This is a genomic window from Moritella marina ATCC 15381, assembly GCF_008931805.1.
Classification (GTDB): domain Bacteria; phylum Pseudomonadota; class Gammaproteobacteria; order Enterobacterales; family Moritellaceae; genus Moritella; species Moritella marina.
In genome coordinates, this window is sequence record NZ_CP044399.1 from 3,932,034 (window position 1) to 3,953,807 (window position 21,774).

The window sequence follows — 21,774 nt, forward strand, 5'->3', positions numbered from 1 at the left end:
CAACTTTACGTAAGGAGGTGATCCAGCCGGGTTCCCCTAGGGCTACCTTGTTACGACTTCACCCCAGTCATGAACCACACCGTGGTCATCGCCCTCCCGAAGGTTAAGCTAATGACTTCTGGTGCAGCCCACTCCCATGGTGTGACGGGCGGTGTGTACAAGGCCCGGGAACGTATTCACCGTGACATTCTGATTCACGATTACTAGCGATTCCGACTTCATGGGGTCGAGTTGCAGACCCCAATCCGGACTACGACGCACTTTATGGGATTCGCTTACCATCGCTGGTTTGCAGCCCTTTGTATGCGCCATTGTAGCACGTGTGTAGCCCTACTCGTAAGGGCCATGATGACTTGACGTCGTCCCCACCTTCCTCCGGTTTATCACCGGCAGTCTCCTTAGAGTTCCCACCATTACGTGCTGGCAAATAAGGGATAAGGGTTGCGCTCGTTGCGGGACTTAACCCAACATTTCACAACACGAGCTGACGACAGCCATGCAGCACCTGTCTCATAGTTCCCGAAGGCACCAATCCATCTCTGGAAAGTTCTATGGATGTCAAGAGTGGGTAAGGTTCTTCGCGTTGCATCGAATTAAACCACATGCTCCACCGCTTGTGCGGGCCCCGTCAATTCATTTGAGTTTTAACCTTGCGGCCGTACTCCCTGGGCGGTCTACTTAATGCGTTAGCTTAAGAGCCCAGTTCTCAAGGAACCAAACTCCGAGTAGACATCGTTTACGGCGTGGACTACCGGGGTATCTAATCCCGTTTGCTACCCACGCTTTCGCATCTGAGCGTCAGTTACTTGGGTGGCCGCCTTCGCCACTGGTATTCCTTCAGATCTCTACGCATTTCACCGCTACACCTGAAATTCTACCACCCTCTCAAGAACTCTAGTTTGCCAGTTCGAAATGCAGTTCAGGTTGAGCCCGGGGCTTTCACATCTCGCTTAACAAACCGCCTGCATGCGCTTTACGCCCAGTAATTCCGATTAACGCTTGCACCCTCCGTATTACCGCGGCTGCTGGCACGGAGTTAGCCGGTGCTTCTTCTGCGAGTAACGTCACAGTGGTAAAGTATTAATTTACCACCTTTCCTCCCTCGCTGAAAGTACTTTACAACCCGAAGGCCTTCTTCATACACGCGGTATGGCTGCATCAGGCTTTCGCCCATTGTGCAATATTCCCCACTGCTGCCTCCCGTAGGAGTCTGGACCGTGTCTCAGTTCCAGTGTGGCTGATCATCCTCTCAGACCAGCTAGGGATCGTCGCCTTGGTGAGCTCTTACCTCACCAACAAGCTAATCCCACTTGGGCTCATCTAGTCGCGAGCTTTCAAGAAGAGGCCCCCTTTCACCCGTAGGTCGTATGCGGTATTAGCAGTCGTTTCCAACTGTTGTCCCCCCTCGACTAGGCAGATTCCCAAGCATTACTCACCCGTCCGCCGCTCGACGCCAGAATAGCAAGCTATTCTTCGTTTCCGCTCGACTTGCATGTGTTAAGCCTACCGCCAGCGTTCAATCTGAGCCATGATCAAACTCTTCAATTAAAAGTTTTTTGACTAATCAGCGATGCTGATTAAGTCGGCTCAATGAATTCTGTACTTCAACAACAAACCGAGGTTTGTTGTTTATAAAACCAAATCTTTCGATTTAATTTAATGTTCACAATTACATTGATATAATTTTTGGTCATTATATCTCTGCAAGTGCTCACACAGATTGCTTGAATAAATTGTTAAAGAGCATACTGAGCGGCTGTTGCCGTGTCAGTGGGATGCATTATAGAGATTTCGATCACATAGGCAATGTTTTTATGCACAAATATGCATTTAATATCTAACGTATAAAAAAACAGCAACAAAGCCGATTTTAACGATCATAATTCATACGAACGCTTGTTATTACAACACTTATGATTTAACGCGATCAACATTAAAATATAAAACGTATCACCAAGGCTAGTTAATCTAGTACTGAATAACCTATCTCGCCAATAATACTTAAAATAAATAGGCGTTATCGCGTCATATTGGGATCCACAACAACCATGACCGCCGAATAAATAGCAAAAAGGCTATAGACTATAGAACGGTCGATATATCCATTACCCAATGCAAAAAAAACAGCTGTCGCTGGTTTTTTAATACATTTATCAGGACTTAATCGCCTATCTTTGGCTTATACCGACCAATTTAAACGAGTAAATTACCATAGTGCCGTAAATTTCAGACACAAAAAAGCCGATACCATTACTGATATCGGCTCTCTCTAATTTGGCGCTTGGCGATGCCCTACTCTCACATGGGGAAACCCCACACTACCATCGGCGTTATTACGTTTCACTACTGAGTTCGGAATGGAGTCAGGTGGTACCGCAACACTATGGTCACCAAGCAAATTCTTTACAGTTATTACACTGTTTGCTTTCTATAGAAGTTTTCACTTCGTTTTAATCTGAAAAGCTATAAATAAAGAAGTCTTTAAAACATAAAGTGTTCAATCTATTCTTAAGTCGATATTTCAATTAATCATACCACTTACGTACGAGTCGTACTTCAGTTTGTATGGTTAAGCCTCACGGGTAATTAGTACAAGTTAGCTCAATGCCTCACAGCACTTACACACCTTGCCTATCAACGTTGTAGTCTCCAACGGCCCTTTAGGGAGCTTAAAGCTCCAGTGAGAACTCATCTCGAGGCCTGCTTCCCGCTTAGATGCTTTCAGCGGTTATCAGTTCGAACTTAGCTACCGGGCAATGCTATTGGCATAACAACCCGAACACCAGTGGTTCGTCCACTCCGGTCCTCTCGTACTAGGAGCAGCTCCTCTCAATTCTCAAACGCCCACGGCAGATAGGGACCGAACTGTCTCACGACGTTCTAAACCCAGCTCGCGTACCACTTTAAATGGCGAACAGCCATACCCTTGGGACCAACTTCAGCCCTTCCAGGATGTGATGAGCCGACATCGAGGTGCCAAACACCGCCGTCGATATGAACTCTTGGGCGGTATCAGCCTGTTATCCCCGGAGTACCTTTTATCCGTTGAGCGATGGCCCTTCCATTCAGAACCACCGGATCACTAAGACCTACTTTCGTACCTGCTCGACGTGTCTGTCTCGCAGTTAAGCTGGCTTATGCCTTTGCACTAACCACATGATGTCCAACCATGTTTAGCCAACCTTCGTGCTCCTCCGTTACTCTTTGGGAGGAGACCGCCCCAGTCAAACTACCCACCAGACACTGTCCGCAATCCCGATAAGGGACCTACGTTAGAACATCAAACGTACAAGGGTGGTATTTCAAGGACGACTCAATATCATCTAGCGACAATATTTCATAGTCTCCCACCTATCCTACACATGTAGGTTCAATGTTCAGTGCCAAGCTATAGTAAAGGTTCACGGGGTCTTTCCGTCTAGCCGCGGGTACACTGCATCTTAACAGCGATTTCAATTTCACTGAGTCTCGGGTGGAGACAGCGTGGCCATCATTACGCCATTCGTGCAGGTCGGAACTTACCCGACAAGGAATTTCGCTACCTTAGGACCGTTATAGTTACGGCCGCCGTTTACCGGGGCTTCGATCATGAGCTTCGACCTAAGTCTAACCCAATCAATTAACCTTCCGGCACCGGGCGGGCGTCACACCGTATACGTCATCTTTCGATTTTGCACAGTGCTGTGTTTTTAATAAACAGTTGCAGCCACCATTTCTCTGCGACCAACAGTAGCTTACGGGCAAGTCCTTCACCACCATTGGCGTACCTTCTCCCGAAGTTACGGTACCATTTTGCCTAGTTCCTTCACCCGAGTTCTCTCAAGCGCCTTAGTATTCTCTACCTAACCACCTGTGTCGGTTTGGGGTACGATTCTCTCATATCTGAAGCTTAGAGGTTTTTCCTGGAAGCCGGGTATCAACTACTTCATCTCCGTAGAGACTCGTCATCAGTTCTCAGCATTCTCACTAAAGAGAGCGACCCGGATTTGCCTAAGTCACTTGCCTACTACCTTAAACATGGACAACCATCGCCATGCTAGCCTAACCTTCTCCGTCACCCCATCGCAATATAAGCGAGTACTGGAATATTAACCAGTTTCCCATCGACTACGCCTTTCGGCCTCGCCTTAGAGTCGACTCACCCTGCCGATTAACGTTGGACAGGAACCCTTGGTCTTTCGGCGTGGAGGTTTTCACCCCATTATCGTTACTCATGTCAACATTCGCACTTCTGATACCTCCAGCAAGCTTCTCAACTCACCTTCAACGGCTTACAGAACGCTCCTCTACCATGCATGAACAAGTCATGCATCCGTAGCTTCGGTGGTATGTTTAGCCCCGTTAAATCTTCCGCGCAGACCGACTCGACCAGTGAGCTATTACGCTTTCTTTTAAAAGATGGCTGCTTCTAAGCCAACTTATGGCTGTCTGAGCCTTTCCACATCGTTTCCCACTTAACATACACTTTGGGACCTTAGCTGACGGTCTGGGTTGTTTCCCTTTCCACGACGGACGTTAGCACCCGCCGTGTCTCCCGCGATTGAACTTATTGGTATTCGGGTTTGCAAGGGTTGGTAAGTCGGGATGACCCCTAACCTTAACAGTGCTCTACCCCAATAGTTAGACGCGAGGCGCTACCTAAATAGCTTTCGAGGAGAACCAGCTATCTCCCGGTTTGATTGGCCTTTCACCCCAGCCACAAGTCATCCGCTAATTTTTCAACATTAGTCGGTTCGGTCCTCCAGTTGATGTTACTCAACCTTCAACCTGCCATGGCTGAATCACCGGGTTTCGGGTCTAATCCCAGCAACTATTCGCGCAGTTAACACTCGGTTTCCCTACGGCTCCGCTATTCGCTTAACCTTGCTACTGAAATTAAGTCGTTGACCCATTATACAAAGGTACGCAGTCACAGAACAAGTCTGCTCCCACTGCTTGTACGTATACGGTTTCAGGTTCTATTTCACTCCCCTCACAGGGTTCTTTTCGCCTTTCCCTCACGGTACTGGTTCACTATCGGTCAGTCAGTAGTATTTAGCCTTGGAAGATGGTCCTCCCATATTCAAACAGCATATCACGTGTGCCGTCCTACTCGATTTCACAGTAAGGTCGTTTTCATGTACGGGACTATCACCCTGTATCGTGAAACTTTCCAGAATCTTCCATTAACTTCCAAACTGCTTAAGGGCTAGACCCCGTTCGCTCGCCGCTACTAAGGGTATCTCTATTGATTTCTTTTCCTCGGGGTACTTAGATGTTTCAGTTCTCCCGGTTCGCTTCGTAACGCTATGTATTCACGTTACGATACCTTACTTAGTAAGGTGGGTTCCCCCATTCGGAAATCTGTGGATTAACGCTTTTTATCAACTCCCCACAGCTTAACGCAGATTAACACGTCCTTCATCGCCTCTGACTGCCTAGGCATCCACCGTATACGCTTAGTCACTTAACCATACAATCTAAAGTCGACTGTACAATTGAAATAACTAGGTATTATCTAGTTTTTTTCGCCTCAAGAATACTCAAGAACACTTCATTGTTATTACCGAAGTAATAACGTGTTTTAAGAACTTCTTTATTTATTCAGCTTTCCAAATTTTTAAAGAGCAATTTGCTAAAAAGCAAAGATAAGCGTTGCTTATCTTTACTTTCTAACGTCTTTAACGTTTTCTATTCAAGCAATTTGTGTGGGCACTTACAAAAATTAACAACTTTACGTAAGGAGGTGATCCAGCCCCAGGTTCCCCTAGGGCTACCTTGTTACGACTTCACCCCAGTCATGAACCACACCGTGGTCATCGCCCTCCCGAAGGTTAAGCTAATGACTTCTGGTGCAGCCCACTCCCATGGTGTGACGGGCGGTGTGTACAAGGCCAGGAACGTATTCACCGTGACATTCTGATTCACGATTACTAGCGATTCCGACTTCATGGGGTCGAGTTGCAGACCCCAATCCGGACTACGACGCACTTTATGGGATTCGCTTACCATCGCTGGTTTGCAGCCCTTTGTATGCGCCATTGTAGCACGTGTGTAGCCCTACTCGTAAGGGCCATGATGACTTGACGTCGTCCCCACCTTCCTCCGGTTTATCACCGGCAGTCTCCTTAGAGTTCCCACCATTACGTGCTGGCAAATAAGGGATAAGGGTTGCGCTCGTTGCGGGACTTAACCCAACATTTCACAACACGAGCTGACGACAGCCATGCAGCACCTGTCTCATAGTTCCCGAAGGCACCAATCCATCTCTGGAAAGTTCTATGGATGTCAAGAGTGGGTAAGGTTCTTCGCGTTGCATCGAATTAAACCACATGCTCCACCGCTTGTGCGGGCCCCCGATCAATTCATTTGAGTTTTAACCTTGCGGCCGTACTCCGGGCGGTCTACTTAATGCGTTAGCTTAAGAGCCCAGTTCTCAAGGAACCAAACTCCGAGTAGACATCGTTTACGGCGTGGACTACCGGGGTATCTAATCCCGTTTGCTACCCACGCTTTCGCATCTGAGCGTCAGTTACTTATGGGTGGCCGCCTTCGCCACTGGTATTCCTTCAGATCTCTACGCATTTCACCGCTACACCTGAAATTCTACCACCCTCTCAAGAACTCTAGTTTGCCAGTTCGAAATGCAGTTCAGGTTGAGCCCGGGGCTTTCACATCTCGCTTAACAAACCGCCTGCATGCGCTTTACGCCCAGTAATTCCGATTAACGCTTGCACCCTCCGTATTACCGCGGCTGCTGGCACGGAGTTAGCCGGTGCTTCTTCTGCGAGTAACGTCACAGTGATAAAGTATTAATTTATCACCTTTCCTCCTCGCTGAAAGTACTTTACAACCCGAAGGCCTTCTTCATACACGCGGTATGGCTGCATCAGGCTTTCGCCCATTGTGCAATATTCCCCACTGCTGCCTCCCGTAGGAGTCTGGACCGTGTCTCAGTTCCAGTGTGGCTGATCATCCTCTCAGACCAGCTAGGGATCGTCGCCTTGGTGAGCTCTTACCTCACCAACAAGCTAATCCCACTTGGGCTCATCTAGTCGCGAGAGCTTTCAAGAAGAGGCCCCCTTTCACCCGTAGGTCGTATGCGGTATTAGCAGTCGTTTCCAACTGTTGTCCCCCTCGACTAGGCAGATTCCCAAGCATTACTCACCCGTCCGCCGCTCGACGCCAGAATAGCAAGCTATTCTTCGTTTCCGCTCGACTTGCATGTGTTAAGCCTACCGCCAGCGTTCAATCTGAGCCATGATCAAACTCTTCAATTAAAAGTTTTTTGACTAATCAGCGATGCTGATTAAGTCGGCTAAATGAATTCTGTACTTCAACAACAAACCAAGGTTTGTTGTTTATAAAACCAAATCTTTCGATTTAATTTAATGTTCATAATTACATTGATATAATTTTTGGTCATTATATCTCTGTAAGTACTCACACAGATTGCTTGAATAAATTGTTAAAGAGCGTTGAACTTAGCGTCTTGCGCTTCGTTCAGGCTGCGTATAATACGGCAACCAATTTTGAAGTCAAGCACATATTTATGCTTTATTCAGGCAGTTTAAAAAGTAACCTAAGTTGTTTTTAAACACCTTACTGAGCGGCTGTTGCCGTGTCAGTGGGATGCATTATAGGGATTTAGATCACATTAGCAATGCATTTTATGCAGTTATATTGATTTAATATTTAATGCAGAAAAAACCAACAATAAAGCCGCAATTAACGATCAGGAATCGTACGAACGCTGGTTATTACAGCATTGCAGGAGAATACCCGTTATCCACTCTAAGCTATATCTCTCGTAACAAATCCTAATCACGACTAATTAATCTAGTCGTGATAGCAAAATAATGCCACTAATAAGTAAAATAAATACGTTTTATCCATCAAGAAAATGAGACAGAAGCAAAAAACCTATAGTTCTGTGCCCGTACGTCGATGAAAATCAGCCTTCATAATAGAGAATGCGCTATACATAATCGACTGGCTGGTAATCCGCTATAAAAAGTAACATTAAGTTCGTCAATAAAAACGTAAGTCGTAGTTCATGCGCATAAAATCACATTGAGATTTAAAGTCCGGCCTAATTAAAGCGAACACCACCTACAAACCAAAAAACCAGCCGCAGGCTGGTTTTTTATTAGCTGTGACAGGTACCTAACATCGCGAAGTACGCCGGGTTTATTTTTGAGTCTTACCTTGCTGGCATTTCAGCATCAAGACCCTAAATTTTAGACACAAAAAAGCCGATACCATTGCTGATATCGGCTCTCTCTAATTTGGCGCTTGGCGATGCCCTACTCTCGCATGGGGAAACCCCACACTACCATCGGCGTTATTACGTTTCACTACTGAGTTCGGAATGGGATCAGGTGGTACCGTAACACTATGGTCACCAAGCAAATCTGGTTTGCTTTCTATAGAAGTTCTCACTTCGTTTTTAATCTGAAAAGCTATAAATAAAGAAGTCTTTAAACATAAAGTGTTCAATCTATTCTTAAGTCGATTATTTCAATTAATCATACCACTTACGTACGAGTCGTACTTCAGTTTGTATGGTTAAGCCTCACGGGTAATTAGTACAAGTTAGCTCAATGCCTCACAGCACTTACACACCTTGCCTATCAACGTTGTAGTCTCCAACGGCCCTTTAGGGAGCTTAAAGCTCCAGTGAGAACTCATCTCGAGGCCTGCTTCCCGCTTAGATGCTTTCAGCGGTTATCAGTTCCGAACTTAGCTACCGGGCAATGCTATTGGCATAACAACCCGAACACCAGTGGTTCGTCCACTCCGGTCCTCTCGTACTAGGAGCAGCTCCTCTCAATTCTCAAACGCCCACGGCAGATAGGGACCGAACTGTCTCACGACGTTCTAAACCCAGCTCGCGTACCACTTTAAATGGCGAACAGCCATACCCTTGGGACCAACTTCAGCCGGGATGTGATGAGCCGACATCGAGGTGCCAAACACCGCCGTCGATATGAACTCTTGGGCGGTATCAGCCTGTTATCCCCGGAGTACCTTTTATCCGTTGAGCGATGGCCCTTCCATTCAGAACCACCGGATCACTAAGACCTACTTTCGTACCTGCTCGACGTGTCTGTCTCGCAGTTAAGCTGGCTTATGCCTTTGCACTAACCACATGATGTCCAACCATGTTTAGCCAACCTTCGTGCTCCTCCGTTACTCTTTGGGAGGAGACCGCCCCAGTCAAACTACCCACCAGACACTGTCCGCAATCCCGATAAGGGACCTACGTTAGAACATCAAACGTACAAGGGTGGTATTTCAAGGACGACTCAATATCATCTAGCGACAATATTTCATAGTCTCCCACCTATCCTACACATGTAGGTTCAATGTTCAGTGCCAAGCTATAGTAAAGGTTCACGGGGTCTTTCCGTCTAGCCGCGGGTACACTGCATCTTAACAGCGATTTCAATTTCACTGAGTCTCGGGTGGAGACAGCGTGGCCATCATTACGCCATTCGTGCAGGTCGGAACTTACCCGACAAGGAATTTCGCTACCTTAGGACCGTTATAGTTACGGCCGCCGTTTACCGGGGCTTCGATCATGAGCTTCGACCTAAGTCTAACCCAATCAATTAACCTTCCGGCACCGGGCAGGCGTCACACCGTATACGTCATCTTTCGATTTTGCACAGTGCTGTGTTTTAATAAACAGTTGCAGCCACCATTTCTCTGCGACCAACAGTAGCTTACGGAGCAAGTCCTTCACCACCATTGGCGTACCTTCTCCCGAAGTTACGGTACCATTTTGCCTAGTTCCTTCACCCGAGTTCTCTCAAGCGCCTTAGTATTCTCTACCTAACCACCTGTGTCGGTTTGGGGTACGATTCTCTCATATCTGAAGCTTAGAGGTTTTTCCTGGAAGCCGGGTATCAACTACTTCATCTCCGTAGAGACTCGTCATCAGTTCTCAGCATTCTCACTAAAGAGAGCGACCCGGATTTGCCTAAGTCACTTGCCTACTACCTTAAACATGGACAACCATCGCCATGCTAGCCTAACCTTCTCCGTCACCCCATCGCAATATAAGCGAGTACTGGAATATTAACCAGTTTCCCATCGACTACGCCTTTCGGCCTCGCCTTAGAGTCGACTCACCCTGCCCCGATTAACGTTGGACAGGAACCCTTGGTCTTTCGGCGTGAGGTTTTTCACCCCATTATCGTTACTCATGTCAACATTCGCACTTCTGATACCTCCAGCAAGCTTCTCAACTCACCTTCAACGGCTTACAGAACGCTCCTCTACCATGCAAGAACAAGTCTTGCATCCGTAGCTTCGGTGGTATGTTTAGCCCCGTTAAATCTTCCGCGCAGACCGACTCGACCAGTGAGCTATTACGCTTTCTTTAAAGATGGCTGCTTCTAAGCCAACTTATGGCTGTCTGAGCCTTTCCACATCGTTTCCCACTTAACATACACTTTGGGACCTTAGCTGACGGTCTGGGTTGTTTCCCTTTCCACGACGGACGTTAGCACCCGCCGTGTGTCTCCCGCGATTGAACTTATTGGTATTCGGAGTTTGCAAAGGGTTGGTAAGTCGGGATGACCCCCTAGCCTTAACAGTGCTCTACCCCCAATAGTTAGACGCGAGGCGCTACCTAAATAGCTTTCGAGGAGAACCAGCTATCTCCCGGTTTGATTGGCCTTTCACCCCAGCCACAAGTCATCCGCTAATTTTTCAACATTAGTCGGTTCGGTCCTCCAGTTGATGTTACTCAACCTTCAACCTGCCCATGGCTGAATCACCGGGTTTCGGGTCTAATCCCAGCAACTATTCGCGCAGTTAACACTCGGTTTCCCTACGGCTCCGCTATTCGCTTAACCTTGCTACTGAAATTAAGTCGTTGACCCATTATACAAAAGGTACGCAGTCACAGAACAAGTCTGCTCCCACTGCTTGTACGTATACGGTTTCAGGTTCTATTTCACTCCCCTCACAGGGGTTCTTTTCGCCTTTCCCTCACGGTACTGGTTCACTATCGGTCAGTCAGTAGTATTTAGCCTTGGAAGATGGTCCTCCCATATTCAAACAGCATATCACGTGTGCCGTCCTACTCGATTTCACAGTAAGGTCGTTTTCATGTACGGGACTATCACCCTGTATCGTGAAACTTTCCAGAATCTTCCATTAACTTCCAAACTGCTTAAGGGCTAGACCCCGTTCGCTCGCCGCTACTAAGGGTATCTCTATTGATTTCTTTTCCTCGGGGTACTTAGATGTTTCAGTTCTCCCGGTTCGCTTCGCAACGCTATGTATTCACGTTACGATACCTTACTTAGTAAGGTGGGTTCCCCCATTCGGAAATCTGTGGATTAACGCTTTTTATCAACTCCCCACAGCTTAACGCAGATTAACACGTCCTTCATCGCCTCTGACTGCCTAGGCATCCACCGTATACGCTTAGTCACTTAACCATACAATCTAAAGTCGACTGTACAATTGAAATAACTAGGTATTATCTAGTTTTTTTCGCCTCAAGAATACTCAAGAACACTTCATTGTTATTACCGAAGTAATAACGTGTTTTAAGAACTTCTTTATTTATTCAGCTTTCCAAATTTTTAAAGAGCAATTTGCTAAAAAGCAAAGATAAGCGTTGCTTATCTTTACTTTCTAACGTCTTTAACGTTTTCTATTCAAGCAATTTGTGTGGGCACTTACAAAAATTAACAACTTTACGTAAGGAGGTGATCCAGCCAGGTTCCCCCTAGGGCTACCTTGTTACGACTTCACCCCAGTCATGAACCACACCGTGGTCATCGCCCTCCCGAAGGTTAAGCTAATGACTTCTGGTGCAGCCCACTCCCATGGTGTGACGGGCGGTGTGTACAAGGCCCGGGAACGTATTCACCGTGACATTCTGATTCACGATTACTAGCGATTCCGACTTCATGGGGTCGAGTTGCAGACCCCAATCCGGACTACGACGCACTTTATGGGATTCGCTTACCATCGCTGGTTTGCAGCCCTTTGTATGCGCCATTGTAGCACGTGTGTAGCCCTACTCGTAAGGGCCATGATGACTTGACGTCGTCCCCACCTTCCTCCGGTTTATCACCGGCAGTCTCCTTAGAGTTCCCACCATTACGTGCTGGCAAATAAGGGATAAGGGTTGCGCTCGTTGCGGGACTTAACCCAACATTTCACAACACGAGCTGACGACAGCCATGCAGCACCTGTCTCATAGTTCCCGAAGGCACCAATCCATCTCTGGAAAGTTCTATGGATGTCAAGGTAGGTAAGGTTCTTCGCGTTGCATCGAATTAAACCACATGCTCCACCGCTTGTGCGGGCCCCGTCAATTCATTTGAGTTTTAACCTTGCGGCCGTACTCCTGGGCGGTCTACTTAATGCGTTAGCTTAAGAGCCCAGTTCTCAAGGAACCAAACTCCGAGTAGACATCGTTTACGGCGTGGACTACCGGGGTATCTAATCCCGTTTGCTACCCACGCTTTCGCATCTGAGCGTCAGTTACTTGGGTGGCCGCCTTCGCCACTGGTATTCCTTCAGATCTCTACGCATTTCACCGCTACACCTGAAATTCTACCACCCTCTCAAGAACTCTAGTTTGCCAGTTCGAAATGCAGTTCCCAGGTTGAGCCCGGGGCTTTCACATCTCGCTTAACAAACCGCCTGCATGCGCTTTACGCCCAGTAATTCCGATTAACGCTTGCACCCTCCGTATTACCGCGGCTGCTGGCACGGAGTTAGCCGGTGCTTCTTCTGCGAGTAACGTCACAGTGGTAAAGTATTAATTTACCACCTTTCCTCCCTCGCTGAAAGTACTTTACAACCCGAAGGCCTTCTTCATACACGCGGTATGGCTGCATCAGGCTTTCGCCCATTGTGCAATATTCCCCACTGCTGCCTCCCGTAGGAGTCTGGACCGTGTCTCAGTTCCAGTGTGGCTGATCATCCTCTCAGACCAGCTAGGGATCGTCGCCTTGGTGAGCTCTTACCTCACCAACAAGCTAATCCCACTTGGGCTCATCTAGTCGCGAGCTTTCAAGAAGAGGCCCCCCTTTCACCCGTAGGTCGTATGCGGTATTAGCAGTCGTTTCCAACTGTTGTCCCCCCTCGACTAGGCAGATTCCCAAGCATTACTCACCCGTCCGCCGCTCGACGCCAGAATAGCAAGCTATTCTTCGTTTCCGCTCGACTTGCATGTGTTAAGCCTACCGCCAGCGTTCAATCTGAGCCATGATCAAACTCTTCAATTAAAAGTTTTTTGACTAATCAGCGATGCTGATTAAGTCGGCTCAATGAATTCTGTACTTCAACAACAAACCAAGGTTTGTTGTTTATAAAACCAAATCTTTCGATTTAATTTAATGTTCACAATTACATTGATATAATTTTTGGTCATTATATCTCTGCAAGTGCTCACACAGATTGCTTGAATAAATTGTTAAAGAGCATACTGAGCGGCTGCTGCCGTGTCAGTGGGTGCGATTATAGACAACTCAGGTTTATTGACAAGCGTTATTCTTAAATAAGATAACAAACAGCAAACACTGTACACATTTAATACCAAATCGTTTTTTTTCGATCTAATTCATCTGTAAATACCGCTATATACTCGATACCATCATTATAAAAGTCATCACTTCTAATGCTCGAAACTAGTAATGTTCATTTATCGCGATACAATGACCTTAACCAAGGAGATAAACCCATGACTGAACTTAAAAAACAAATTATCACAGAGATGAAAGTTAAACCGAGAATTGATATCGCCGATGAGATCCGTAGTCGCATTAACTTTATCAAGCAACAATTAGCTAACTCAGGATTAAAAAGTTTAGTATTAGGTATAAGTGGTGGCGTTGATTCATCAACTTGTGGCCGTCTTTGTCAATTAGCTATCGAAGAGTTAAATACAGAACAAAGCAGTGATGAATTTAACTTCATTGCCGTTCGCTTACCTTACTCTGTCCAAGCCGATGAAGATGATGCACAAAAAGCGCTAAGCTTTATTAAGCCAAAAACGTCTGTCACTGTAAATATCCAATCTGGTTCAGACAGTATCCATAGTGAAGTACTTAAATCTGTACAAGATGCTGGATTACCAGAAACAACAACCTTTAACCAAGATTTCAATAAAGGTAACGTAAAAGCAAGAATGCGCATGATTGCACAATATGAAATTGCAGGCTTATATAGAGGCTTAGTACCAGGAACAGACCACAGCGCTGAAAACATTTCAGGCTTCTTTACTAAACACGGCGATGGCGCTTGTGATTTAGCCCCTTTATTTGGTTTGAATAAACGTCAAGTAAGAGCGTTAGCTGAATTCTTAGGTGCTTCACAAGATGTATTCTTAAAAGTACCTACAGCAGATTTAGAAGAAGATCGCCCACAACTGGAAGATGAGATTGCACTTGGCGTAACTTATGATCAAATAGATGACTTCTTAGAAGGTAAATCTATTGATGCAAACGCTGAAGCAAAAATCATTGACACTTACTCTAAAACAACACATAAACGTAATGCAATACCGACACCAGCTTAATTATTGCTAAATTTATTTATAAAATAAAAAGCAGAGATCGCTCTCTGCTTCTTGCATCACTAACCTATCAATAATTACTTTTCTATTTTCGTTGGTTTCGGCCAATTACGAATATGTCGCTGCTTAACCCGAGATATAACTAAATCATTTGCTTCAACATCTTTCGTTATTGTTGAGCCTGCAGCAACCGTCGCATTTTTGCCAATAGTCACAGGGGCTATAAGTTGGCTATCAGAACCAATAAATGCACCATCTTCAATAATCGTTTTAAACTTATTCACACCATCATAGTTACATGTAATAGTTCCTGCGCCGATATTTACTTTCTCGCCGATAACGCTATCGCCTAAATAGCTAAGATGCCCGGCTTTAGAACCTTTGCCTAATGTCGTTTTCTTCAATTCTACAAAATTACCTACGTGTGCATCATCTTCTAATATAGTGTCAGGACGTAAACGCGCAAACGGACCCGCACTACAATCAACACCTATAATGGCAGACTCAATAATTGAATTCGGTTTAATTTCTGAATTCGCACCGATATGACAATCTTTTAAAATGCAGTTAGCGCCAATAGTAACACCACTACCGATCGTTACTTTACCTTCGATAATGACGTTGATATCAAATGTTACATCATTACCAACACTTACTTCGCCGCGTAAATCAAAACGATTCGGGTCAAGCATCGTCACGCCTTGTTCCATCAGCTTGTATGCTTGTAATTTTTGGTATGCACGCTCTAATTCTGCCAATTGCATACGGTTGTTAACACCTTCCACTTCAATGTTAGCGATTGGGTGTACCGCATTAATAGTACGTCCAGCTTGATGGGCGAGGGCAATAACATCGGTAAGGTAATATTCAGCTTGAGCATTGTTGTTATCTAATAGTGATAACCAATGTTTAAAATCAGCACCATTAGCCACTAATATACCAGAGTTTACTTCATCGATTTTAAGTTGCTCTGCCGATGCATCTTTTTGCTCAACAATACCAACAACCGTTTCAACATCACGCACAATACGGCCATAGCCCATTGGGTTATCAAGTTTAACCGTAAGTAAACCAATGCCGCCTTCAGGCTGAGACTGGCATAAGTGTGTCAATGTTTCTTGGCTAATTAATGGTACGTCACCATAAAGCACTAATACTTGTTCATCCGCTTTGAATTTATCCGCCGCTTGTTGCACTGCATGGCCAGTGCCTAATTGCTCAGCTTGAAGAACCCAATCTAGCTTGTCATCGTTAATGCGTGATTTAAGTAATTCAGCACCATGGCCATAGACCAAATGTATATCGTTAACATCTAACTGTTTTACGGTATCGATAACATGCTGAACCATTGGTTTTTTAGCGATTGGATGAAGTACTTTAGGAAGATCTGAACGCATACGCGTTCCTTTACCGGCAGCAAGAATAACGACACTAATAGGCATAATAGGCTCTTATCAAAAGATGAATAATTAAAATAAATAGTAATTAGATTATAGGGAATAAATAGGTTTAACAATATGAATAGTTTAATGAAGATATAAAAAAAGCGACCCTAAGGTCGCTTTTTGACAACTACACGTGATCAATTAAAGATCCACTTAATCTAACCTAAGTTAAATTAGTTGAATTTTTTAACCAATTTAAGCACACGAAGTTGAGCAATAGCATCAGCCAATTGAATCGCTACTTGAGTGTAATCTACATCTTGATTAGTTGCAGAGTTACTCAGTAGTTCTTCAGCTTGTCTTTTGGCTTCTTGCGCTTTGGCTAAATCTAGATCTTCTGCACGAATCGCAGTATCAGCCAGCACGGTAACTTCGCCAGGTTGTACTTCACAAGTACCACCTGAAACAAAGATAACTTCTTCTTCACCGTGTTGTTTAACCAAGCGCACCATGCCAGGTACTATTCCAGTTAATAGTGGTGTATGTCCAGCTAAAATGCCGAACTCACCGCCAGAACCGGTAACTTGAATGCTTTCAGCACGCCCAGAAAATAAAACACCTTCTGCGCTTACTACATTCAAATCAAAAGTCATAGCCATAGTGCCCTCGCTTATTTACAGTTTCTTCGCAGCTTCAACAGCATCGTCGATAGAACCACAATACATGAACGCTTGCTCAGGAAGATCATCGTAATCACCCTCTAACAGGCCTTTAAAGCCACGTAGAGTTTCTTTTAATGACACTAGAACACCTGGGTCACCAGTAAATACTTCAGCAACATGGTATGGCTGTGTTAAGAAACGTTGGATCTTACGAGCACGAGATACAATTTGCTTATCTTCTTCAGATAGCTCATCCATACCTAGGATCGCAATAATGTCTTTTAACTCAGTATAACGCTGTAGTACACCTTGAACGCCACGAGCGATGTCGTAATGTTCTTGACCAACTACTAGAGGATCTAATTGACGAGAAGTAGAATCTAGTGGGTCGATCGCAGGGTACATACCCATTGAAGCAATGTTACGGTTCAGTACAACTGTTGCATCTAAGTGAGCAAATGTTGTTGCTGGAGATGGATCCGTTAAATCATCCGCAGGTACGTATACCGCTTGGATAGATGTAATTGAACCACTCTTAGTTGAAGTAATACGCTCTTGTAGGATACCCATTTCTTCAGCAAGTGTAGGCTGGTAGCCTACCGCTGATGGCATACGACCTAGTAGTGCAGATACTTCAGTTCCCGCAAGTGTATAACGATAGATATTATCGATGAATAGTAGTACATCTTTACCTTCGTCACGGAAGCGTTCAGCCATAGAAAGACCAGTCAAAGCAACACGTAAACGGTTACCTGGAGGCTCATTCATTTGGCCGTAAACCATTGCTACTTTATCAAGTACGCCGGCTTCTTCCATCTCGTAGTAGAAATCGTTACCTTCACGAGTACGCTCACCAACACCAGCAAACACAGATAAACCTGAGTGAGCTTTAGCGATGTTGTTGATTAGTTCCATCATGTTTACGGTTTTACCAACACCGGCACCACCGAATAGACCGACTTTACCACCTTTAGCAAATGGGCAAATCAGATCGATAACTTTAACACCTGTTTCTAGCAATTCGCTAGAAAGTGACTGCTCTTCATAAGAAGGCGCTGTACGGTGAATTTCATAACGCGTATCTGTTGGGATCGCGCCTTTACCGTCAATAGGGTTACCAAGAACGTTTACAATACGACCAAGACATTCGTCACCAACAGGTACGCTAATCGCGCTACCAGTGTTAGTTACTTTAAGGCCTCGGCGTAAGCCGTCACTTGACCCCATAACGATACAACGAACAACACCACCACCGATTTGTTGCTGAACTTCTAGCACCAATTCAGATAGGTTAGCGTCGTCAAATGTCAGTGCATCGTACACTTGAGGTACGGATTGCTGTGGAAACTCAACGTCCACAACAGCACCGATGATCTGGACAATAATACCAGTACTCATTTTAAATCCTCTAAACTTTACAAGTTTGCCTAAACCGCTGAAGCACCAGCACAAATTTCAGAAATCTCTTGTGTAATGGCAGATTGACGGGCTTTGTTAAATACTAACTGCAGCTCATCAATAATGTCACCAGCATTGTCTGTTGCATTTTTCATTGCAAACATACGTGCTGCTTGTTCAGATGCAGCATTTTCAACAACACCTTGATACACTTGAGATTCAATAAATCTAACTAATAATTTAGTTAGAAGCTCAGCAGGTTCACCTTCATATAGGTAATCCCAACCATGCTTTGGTAATGCTTCATTTTCTTCCGATGCAGGCAACGGCAGTAGTTGATCGATAGTTGGTTCTTGCGTCATTGTATTAACAAATTTGTTATATACAACGAATAAGCGATCCAACTTCCCATTATCGTATGCTTCTAGCATAACTCGAACAGAACCAATCAAGTCTTCTAACGTAGGTTCTTCACCGAGGTTTGCTGCATTAGCAACCACGTTTCCGCCTACGTTAGCGAAAAATGTACCCGCTTTAGCGCCAACAAGCCCTAAATCGATTTCTACATTTTTATCCGACCATCCCTTCATATCAGAGAGAGTCTTTTTGAAAAGGTTGATGTTCAAGCCGCCACATAGACCACGGTCTGTTGAAATCACAATATAACCAACACGTTTCGCTTCACGCTCTTCTAGGTACGGATGAGAGTACTCTAGAGAACCTTCAGCGAGATGACCGATCACTCTGCGCATTGTGTTAGCGTATGGGCGACTAGCTGCCATGCGATCTTGTGCTTTACGCATTTTACTCGCGGCAACCATCTCCATTGCGCTGGTGATCTTCTGAGTATTAGTAATACTCCCGATCTTGTTTTTAATTTCTTTAGCGCCGGCCATTTGCTTCTCCTATTAAGCTAGCTGTGGCAGCAAAGGCTGCCACCGCTCTTACCAGGTTTGTGTAGACTTAAAGCTTGCAAGTAAGCTTGTTAGCTTAGCTTGAACATCTTTGTCGTACGCGCCTGTTTCATTAATAGAAGCAAGTAAATCAGCGTGTTCTGCTTTAGCATAAGCTTGTAGAGACGCTTCAAAGCTAACAATTTTGTTAACTTCAACATCTTCTAATGCACCAGTTTCTGCTGCATATAAAGATAGAGCCTGCTCTGCAACACTCATTGGTGCATATTGGCCTTGCTTCATTAGCTCAGTAACTTTCGCACCATGATCAAGCTGCTTACGCGTTGCATCATCAAGGTCTGAAGAGAATTGAGCAAATGCTGCTAATTCACGGTACTGTGCTAGTGCGGTACGAATACCACCAGATAGTTTCTTAATGATCTTCGTTTGTGCTGAACCACCAACACGCGATACAGAGATACCTGGATCAACAGCAGGACGTGTGCCTGAGTTAAATAGCTCTGTAGTCAAGAAGATCTGACCATCGGTAATAGAAATTACGTTCGTTGGTACGAACGCAGATACGTCACCACCTTGAGTTTCAATGATAGGAAGAGCAGTTAAAGAACCAGTCTTACCTTTCACTTCACCTTTAGTGAACGCTTCTACGTACTCAGCGTTTACACGAGCTGCACGCTCTAGTAGACGTGAATGTAGATAGAAAACATCACCAGGGTATGCTTCACGGCCCGGTGGACGACGTAAAAGTAATGAAATTTGACGGTAAGCAACGGCTTGCTTAGACAAATCATCATATACGATCAGTGCATCTTCACCACGGTCACGGAAGTATTCACCCATAGCACAACCAGAGTATGGTGCTAAGTATTGTAGTGCTGCAGCTTCAGAAGCTGTTGCAACAACAAGAATAGTGTTTTCCATTGCGCCATGTTCTTCAAGCTTACGTACAACACTAGCTACGGTAGAAGCTTTCTGACCGATTGCTACGTATACACATTTGATGCCTGAGTCTTTTTGGTTAATGATTGCATCGATAGCGATAGCACTCTTACCAACCTGACGGTCACCAATAATAAGCTCACGTTGACCACGACCGATTGGGATCATAGCGTCAATCGCTTTAATACCAATTTGTACAGGTTGGTCAACAGATTTACGTTCCATTACACCCGGTGCAATTACTTCAACAGGAGAGAAACCATCGTTGTCGATAGGTCCTTTACCGTCGATAGGCTCACCAAGTGTGTTTAAAACACGACCTAATAAGTTGCGACCTACTGGCACTTCAAAGATACGTCCAGTTGAACGCACTTTTTGGCCTTCTGCAAGACCCATGTAAGAACCCATTACTACCGCACCAACAGAGTCACGCTCTAGGTTTAATGCAATACCAAAGCGGTTGCCAGGTAATTCAATCATTTCGCCTTGCATACAGTCTGCAAGGCCATGAATACGAATAATACCATCGCTTACTGAAACGATCGTACCTTCATTTCTTGCTTCACTAACAACGCTGAATTTTTCAATACGTTGTTTGATCAGATCACTGATTTCTGTAGAATTCAGTTGCATGCTATTCCCCAATTACGATTGTAGCGCTTCCGCAAGTTTATTTAACTTACCGCGTACAGAGCCATCAATAACTAAATCACCAGTCTGAATAACCAGACCACCAATTAACGTGTTATCAACGTTGCAATTTAACTTAACTTTGCGTGCTAAACGCTTTTCCAATGCAATGACAATGTTTGCTTCTTGCGTAGCCGTTAACGGCATTGCAGATGTTACATCAGCATCAACAGATTTCTCATGTTCCGCTTTGTAAAGTGCAAATAAAGTAACAATGCTTGGTAATGCGCTTAAACGAACGTTATCAGCCAATACTTTAATAAAGTTTTGACCCGATTCGTTAAGTTGTTCATCCGCAACGTTGATAAAGATATCAGCGATAGCTTGTGAACCAACAGCGCCATTTAATAAGGTAGAAATGTCTTTATTTACCGCGATTTCCGCAGTAAAAGCTAACATTTCTTGCCATTTATCAATAGCCTGTTCCTTAACGGCAAAATCAAATGCAGCTTTAGCATATGGACGAGCAATAGTAGTCAAATCAGACATAAGCCCCCCAGTTGTTAAAGTTCTGCAACGATTTTGTCTACGATGTCACTGTTAGCAGCTTCATCGATAGAACGTTCGATAATTTTTTCAGCACCGGCAATAGCTAAACCAGCTACTTGTTTGCGTAACTCTTCTTTTAGACGATTACGTTCTGCTTCAACTTCAGCTTCTGCTTGAGCAAGAATTTTAGTTCGCTCTGCATTCGCTTCATCTTTAGCTTCATCGACTATCTGAGATTTACGCTTATTTGCTGCATCAATGATATCTGCCGCTTGCGCTTTAGCATCTTTCAATTGATCTGTTGCTTTAGCTTCCGCTAGCTTCAGATCTTTCGCAGCTTTATCCGCACTTGCAAGGCCATCAGCAATTTTCTTTTGACGTTCTTCGATAGCCGCAATTAATGGCGGCCATACATATTTCATACAAAATAGTACGAATAACGTGAAAGAAATCGCTTGTCCTAAAAGAGTTGCGTTGATATTCACAACGAACCTCCTGGTTAGTAGTGGACCGAAAGCTGATTAAGCGATGAATGGGTTCGCGAATAATAGGAATAATGCGATACCAACTGCAATCATAGAGATCGCATCAAGAAGACCAGCAACAATGAACATTTTAGTTTGTAGTGCTGGTGCCATCTCTGGTTGACGAGCAGAAGACTCTAGGAATTTGCCACCTAAGATAGCGAAACCAATTGCTGTACCGAATGCAGCAAAACCTAGTAAGATAGCAACAGCGAAAATAGTAGCTGATACAGTTTCCATTTT

At 44.8% G+C, this 21,774-nt stretch carries 9 protein-coding genes and 7 rRNA genes; 1 reads left to right on the top strand and 15 read right to left on the bottom strand.

The genetic code is table 11. From position 1 onward, the window contains the following. Positions 1 to 10: 10 nt before the first annotated feature. From FR932_RS17705 to FR932_RS17735, 7 genes are all read right to left on the bottom strand, one after another. Positions 11 to 1,548: ribosomal RNA gene (locus tag FR932_RS17705) — 16S ribosomal RNA — on the bottom strand. A gap of 731 nt (positions 1,549 to 2,279) precedes the next feature. Then, positions 2,280 to 2,395 (bottom strand): 5S ribosomal RNA (gene rrf / locus FR932_RS17710). 170 nt (positions 2,396 to 2,565) lie between these two features. Next, positions 2,566 to 5,452, bottom strand: a 23S ribosomal RNA gene (locus FR932_RS17715). A 266-nt stretch (positions 5,453 to 5,718) separates the two neighbouring features. Next, positions 5,719 to 7,259, bottom strand: a 16S ribosomal RNA gene (locus FR932_RS17720). Positions 7,260 to 8,272: 1,013 nt separating this feature from the next. Next, positions 8,273 to 8,388: ribosomal RNA gene (gene rrf, locus FR932_RS17725) — 5S ribosomal RNA — on the bottom strand. Between the two features lie 155 nt (positions 8,389 to 8,543). Then, positions 8,544 to 11,435, bottom strand: a 23S ribosomal RNA gene (locus FR932_RS17730). Between the two features lie 266 nt (positions 11,436 to 11,701). Continuing rightward, positions 11,702 to 13,241: ribosomal RNA gene (locus tag FR932_RS17735) — 16S ribosomal RNA — on the bottom strand. The 16S, 23S and 5S rRNA genes sit together here, the layout of an rRNA operon. A gap of 455 nt (positions 13,242 to 13,696) precedes the next feature. Between FR932_RS17735 and nadE the strand changes: the two genes are divergently transcribed. Continuing rightward, positions 13,697 to 14,533 (top strand): ammonia-dependent NAD(+) synthetase, encoded by an 837-nt coding sequence (gene nadE / locus FR932_RS17740; protein ID WP_019442500.1) that lies wholly within the window; start codon positions 13,697 to 13,699, stop codon positions 14,531 to 14,533. A 74-nt stretch (positions 14,534 to 14,607) separates the two neighbouring features. Here nadE and glmU read toward each other — a convergent pair whose 3' ends face one another. The 8 genes from glmU to atpE form a co-directional block, all read right to left on the bottom strand. Next, positions 14,608 to 15,972: a bifunctional UDP-N-acetylglucosamine diphosphorylase/glucosamine-1-phosphate N-acetyltransferase GlmU gene (gene glmU / locus FR932_RS17745; protein ID WP_019628986.1), complete on the bottom strand. Its 1,365-nt coding sequence runs from the start codon at positions 15,970 to 15,972 to the stop codon at positions 14,608 to 14,610. A gap of 176 nt (positions 15,973 to 16,148) precedes the next feature. Further along, positions 16,149 to 16,574: a F0F1 ATP synthase subunit epsilon gene (locus tag FR932_RS17750; protein WP_019442498.1), complete on the bottom strand. Its 426-nt coding sequence runs from the start codon at positions 16,572 to 16,574 to the stop codon at positions 16,149 to 16,151. Between the two features lie 15 nt (positions 16,575 to 16,589). Beyond that, positions 16,590 to 17,975 carry a F0F1 ATP synthase subunit beta gene (gene atpD, locus FR932_RS17755; protein ID WP_019442497.1) on the bottom strand — a complete coding sequence of 462 codons (1,386 nt, stop codon included), beginning with the start codon at positions 17,973 to 17,975 and terminating at the stop codon, positions 16,590 to 16,592. A gap of 29 nt (positions 17,976 to 18,004) precedes the next feature. After that, positions 18,005 to 18,871: a F0F1 ATP synthase subunit gamma gene (gene atpG, locus FR932_RS17760; protein ID WP_019442496.1), complete on the bottom strand. Its 867-nt coding sequence runs from the start codon at positions 18,869 to 18,871 to the stop codon at positions 18,005 to 18,007. A 48-nt stretch (positions 18,872 to 18,919) separates the two neighbouring features. Then, positions 18,920 to 20,461 (bottom strand): F0F1 ATP synthase subunit alpha, encoded by a 1,542-nt coding sequence (gene atpA, locus FR932_RS17765; protein WP_019442495.1) that lies wholly within the window; start codon positions 20,459 to 20,461, stop codon positions 18,920 to 18,922. 12 nt (positions 20,462 to 20,473) lie between these two features. Next, a complete protein-coding gene (gene atpH, locus FR932_RS17770; RefSeq protein ID WP_019442494.1) occupies positions 20,474 to 21,007 on the bottom strand; it encodes a F0F1 ATP synthase subunit delta in 534 nt (177 codons plus the stop codon). Between the two features lie 14 nt (positions 21,008 to 21,021). Next, a complete protein-coding gene (atpF, locus tag FR932_RS17775) occupies positions 21,022 to 21,492 on the bottom strand; it encodes a F0F1 ATP synthase subunit B (RefSeq protein ID WP_019442493.1) in 471 nt (156 codons plus the stop codon). Positions 21,493 to 21,528: 36 nt separating this feature from the next. Then, positions 21,529 to 21,771 carry a F0F1 ATP synthase subunit C gene (gene atpE, locus FR932_RS17780; RefSeq protein ID WP_017223402.1) on the bottom strand — a complete coding sequence of 81 codons (243 nt, stop codon included), beginning with the start codon at positions 21,769 to 21,771 and terminating at the stop codon, positions 21,529 to 21,531. Positions 21,772 to 21,774: the final 3 nt, after the last annotated feature.

Excerpts from the sequence above, each read along its gene's own strand:
- nadE (WP_019442500.1), top strand. The coding sequence starts at position 13,697 with ATGACTGAACTTAAAAAACAAATTATCACAGAGATGAAAGTTAAACCG.
- glmU (WP_019628986.1), bottom strand. The coding sequence starts at position 15,972 with ATGCCTATTAGTGTCGTTATTCTTGCTGCCGGTAAAGGAACGCGTATG.
- FR932_RS17750 (WP_019442498.1), bottom strand. The coding sequence starts at position 16,574 with ATGGCTATGACTTTTGATTTGAATGTAGTAAGCGCAGAAGGTGTTTTA.
- atpD (WP_019442497.1), bottom strand. The coding sequence starts at position 17,975 with ATGAGTACTGGTATTATTGTCCAGATCATCGGTGCTGTTGTGGACGTT.
- atpG (WP_019442496.1), bottom strand. The coding sequence starts at position 18,871 with ATGGCCGGCGCTAAAGAAATTAAAAACAAGATCGGGAGTATTACTAAT.
- atpA (WP_019442495.1), bottom strand. The coding sequence starts at position 20,461 with ATGCAACTGAATTCTACAGAAATCAGTGATCTGATCAAACAACGTATT.
- atpH (WP_019442494.1), bottom strand. The coding sequence starts at position 21,007 with ATGTCTGATTTGACTACTATTGCTCGTCCATATGCTAAAGCTGCATTT.
- atpE (WP_017223402.1), bottom strand. The coding sequence starts at position 21,771 with ATGGAAACTGTATCAGCTACTATTTTCGCTGTTGCTATCTTACTAGGT.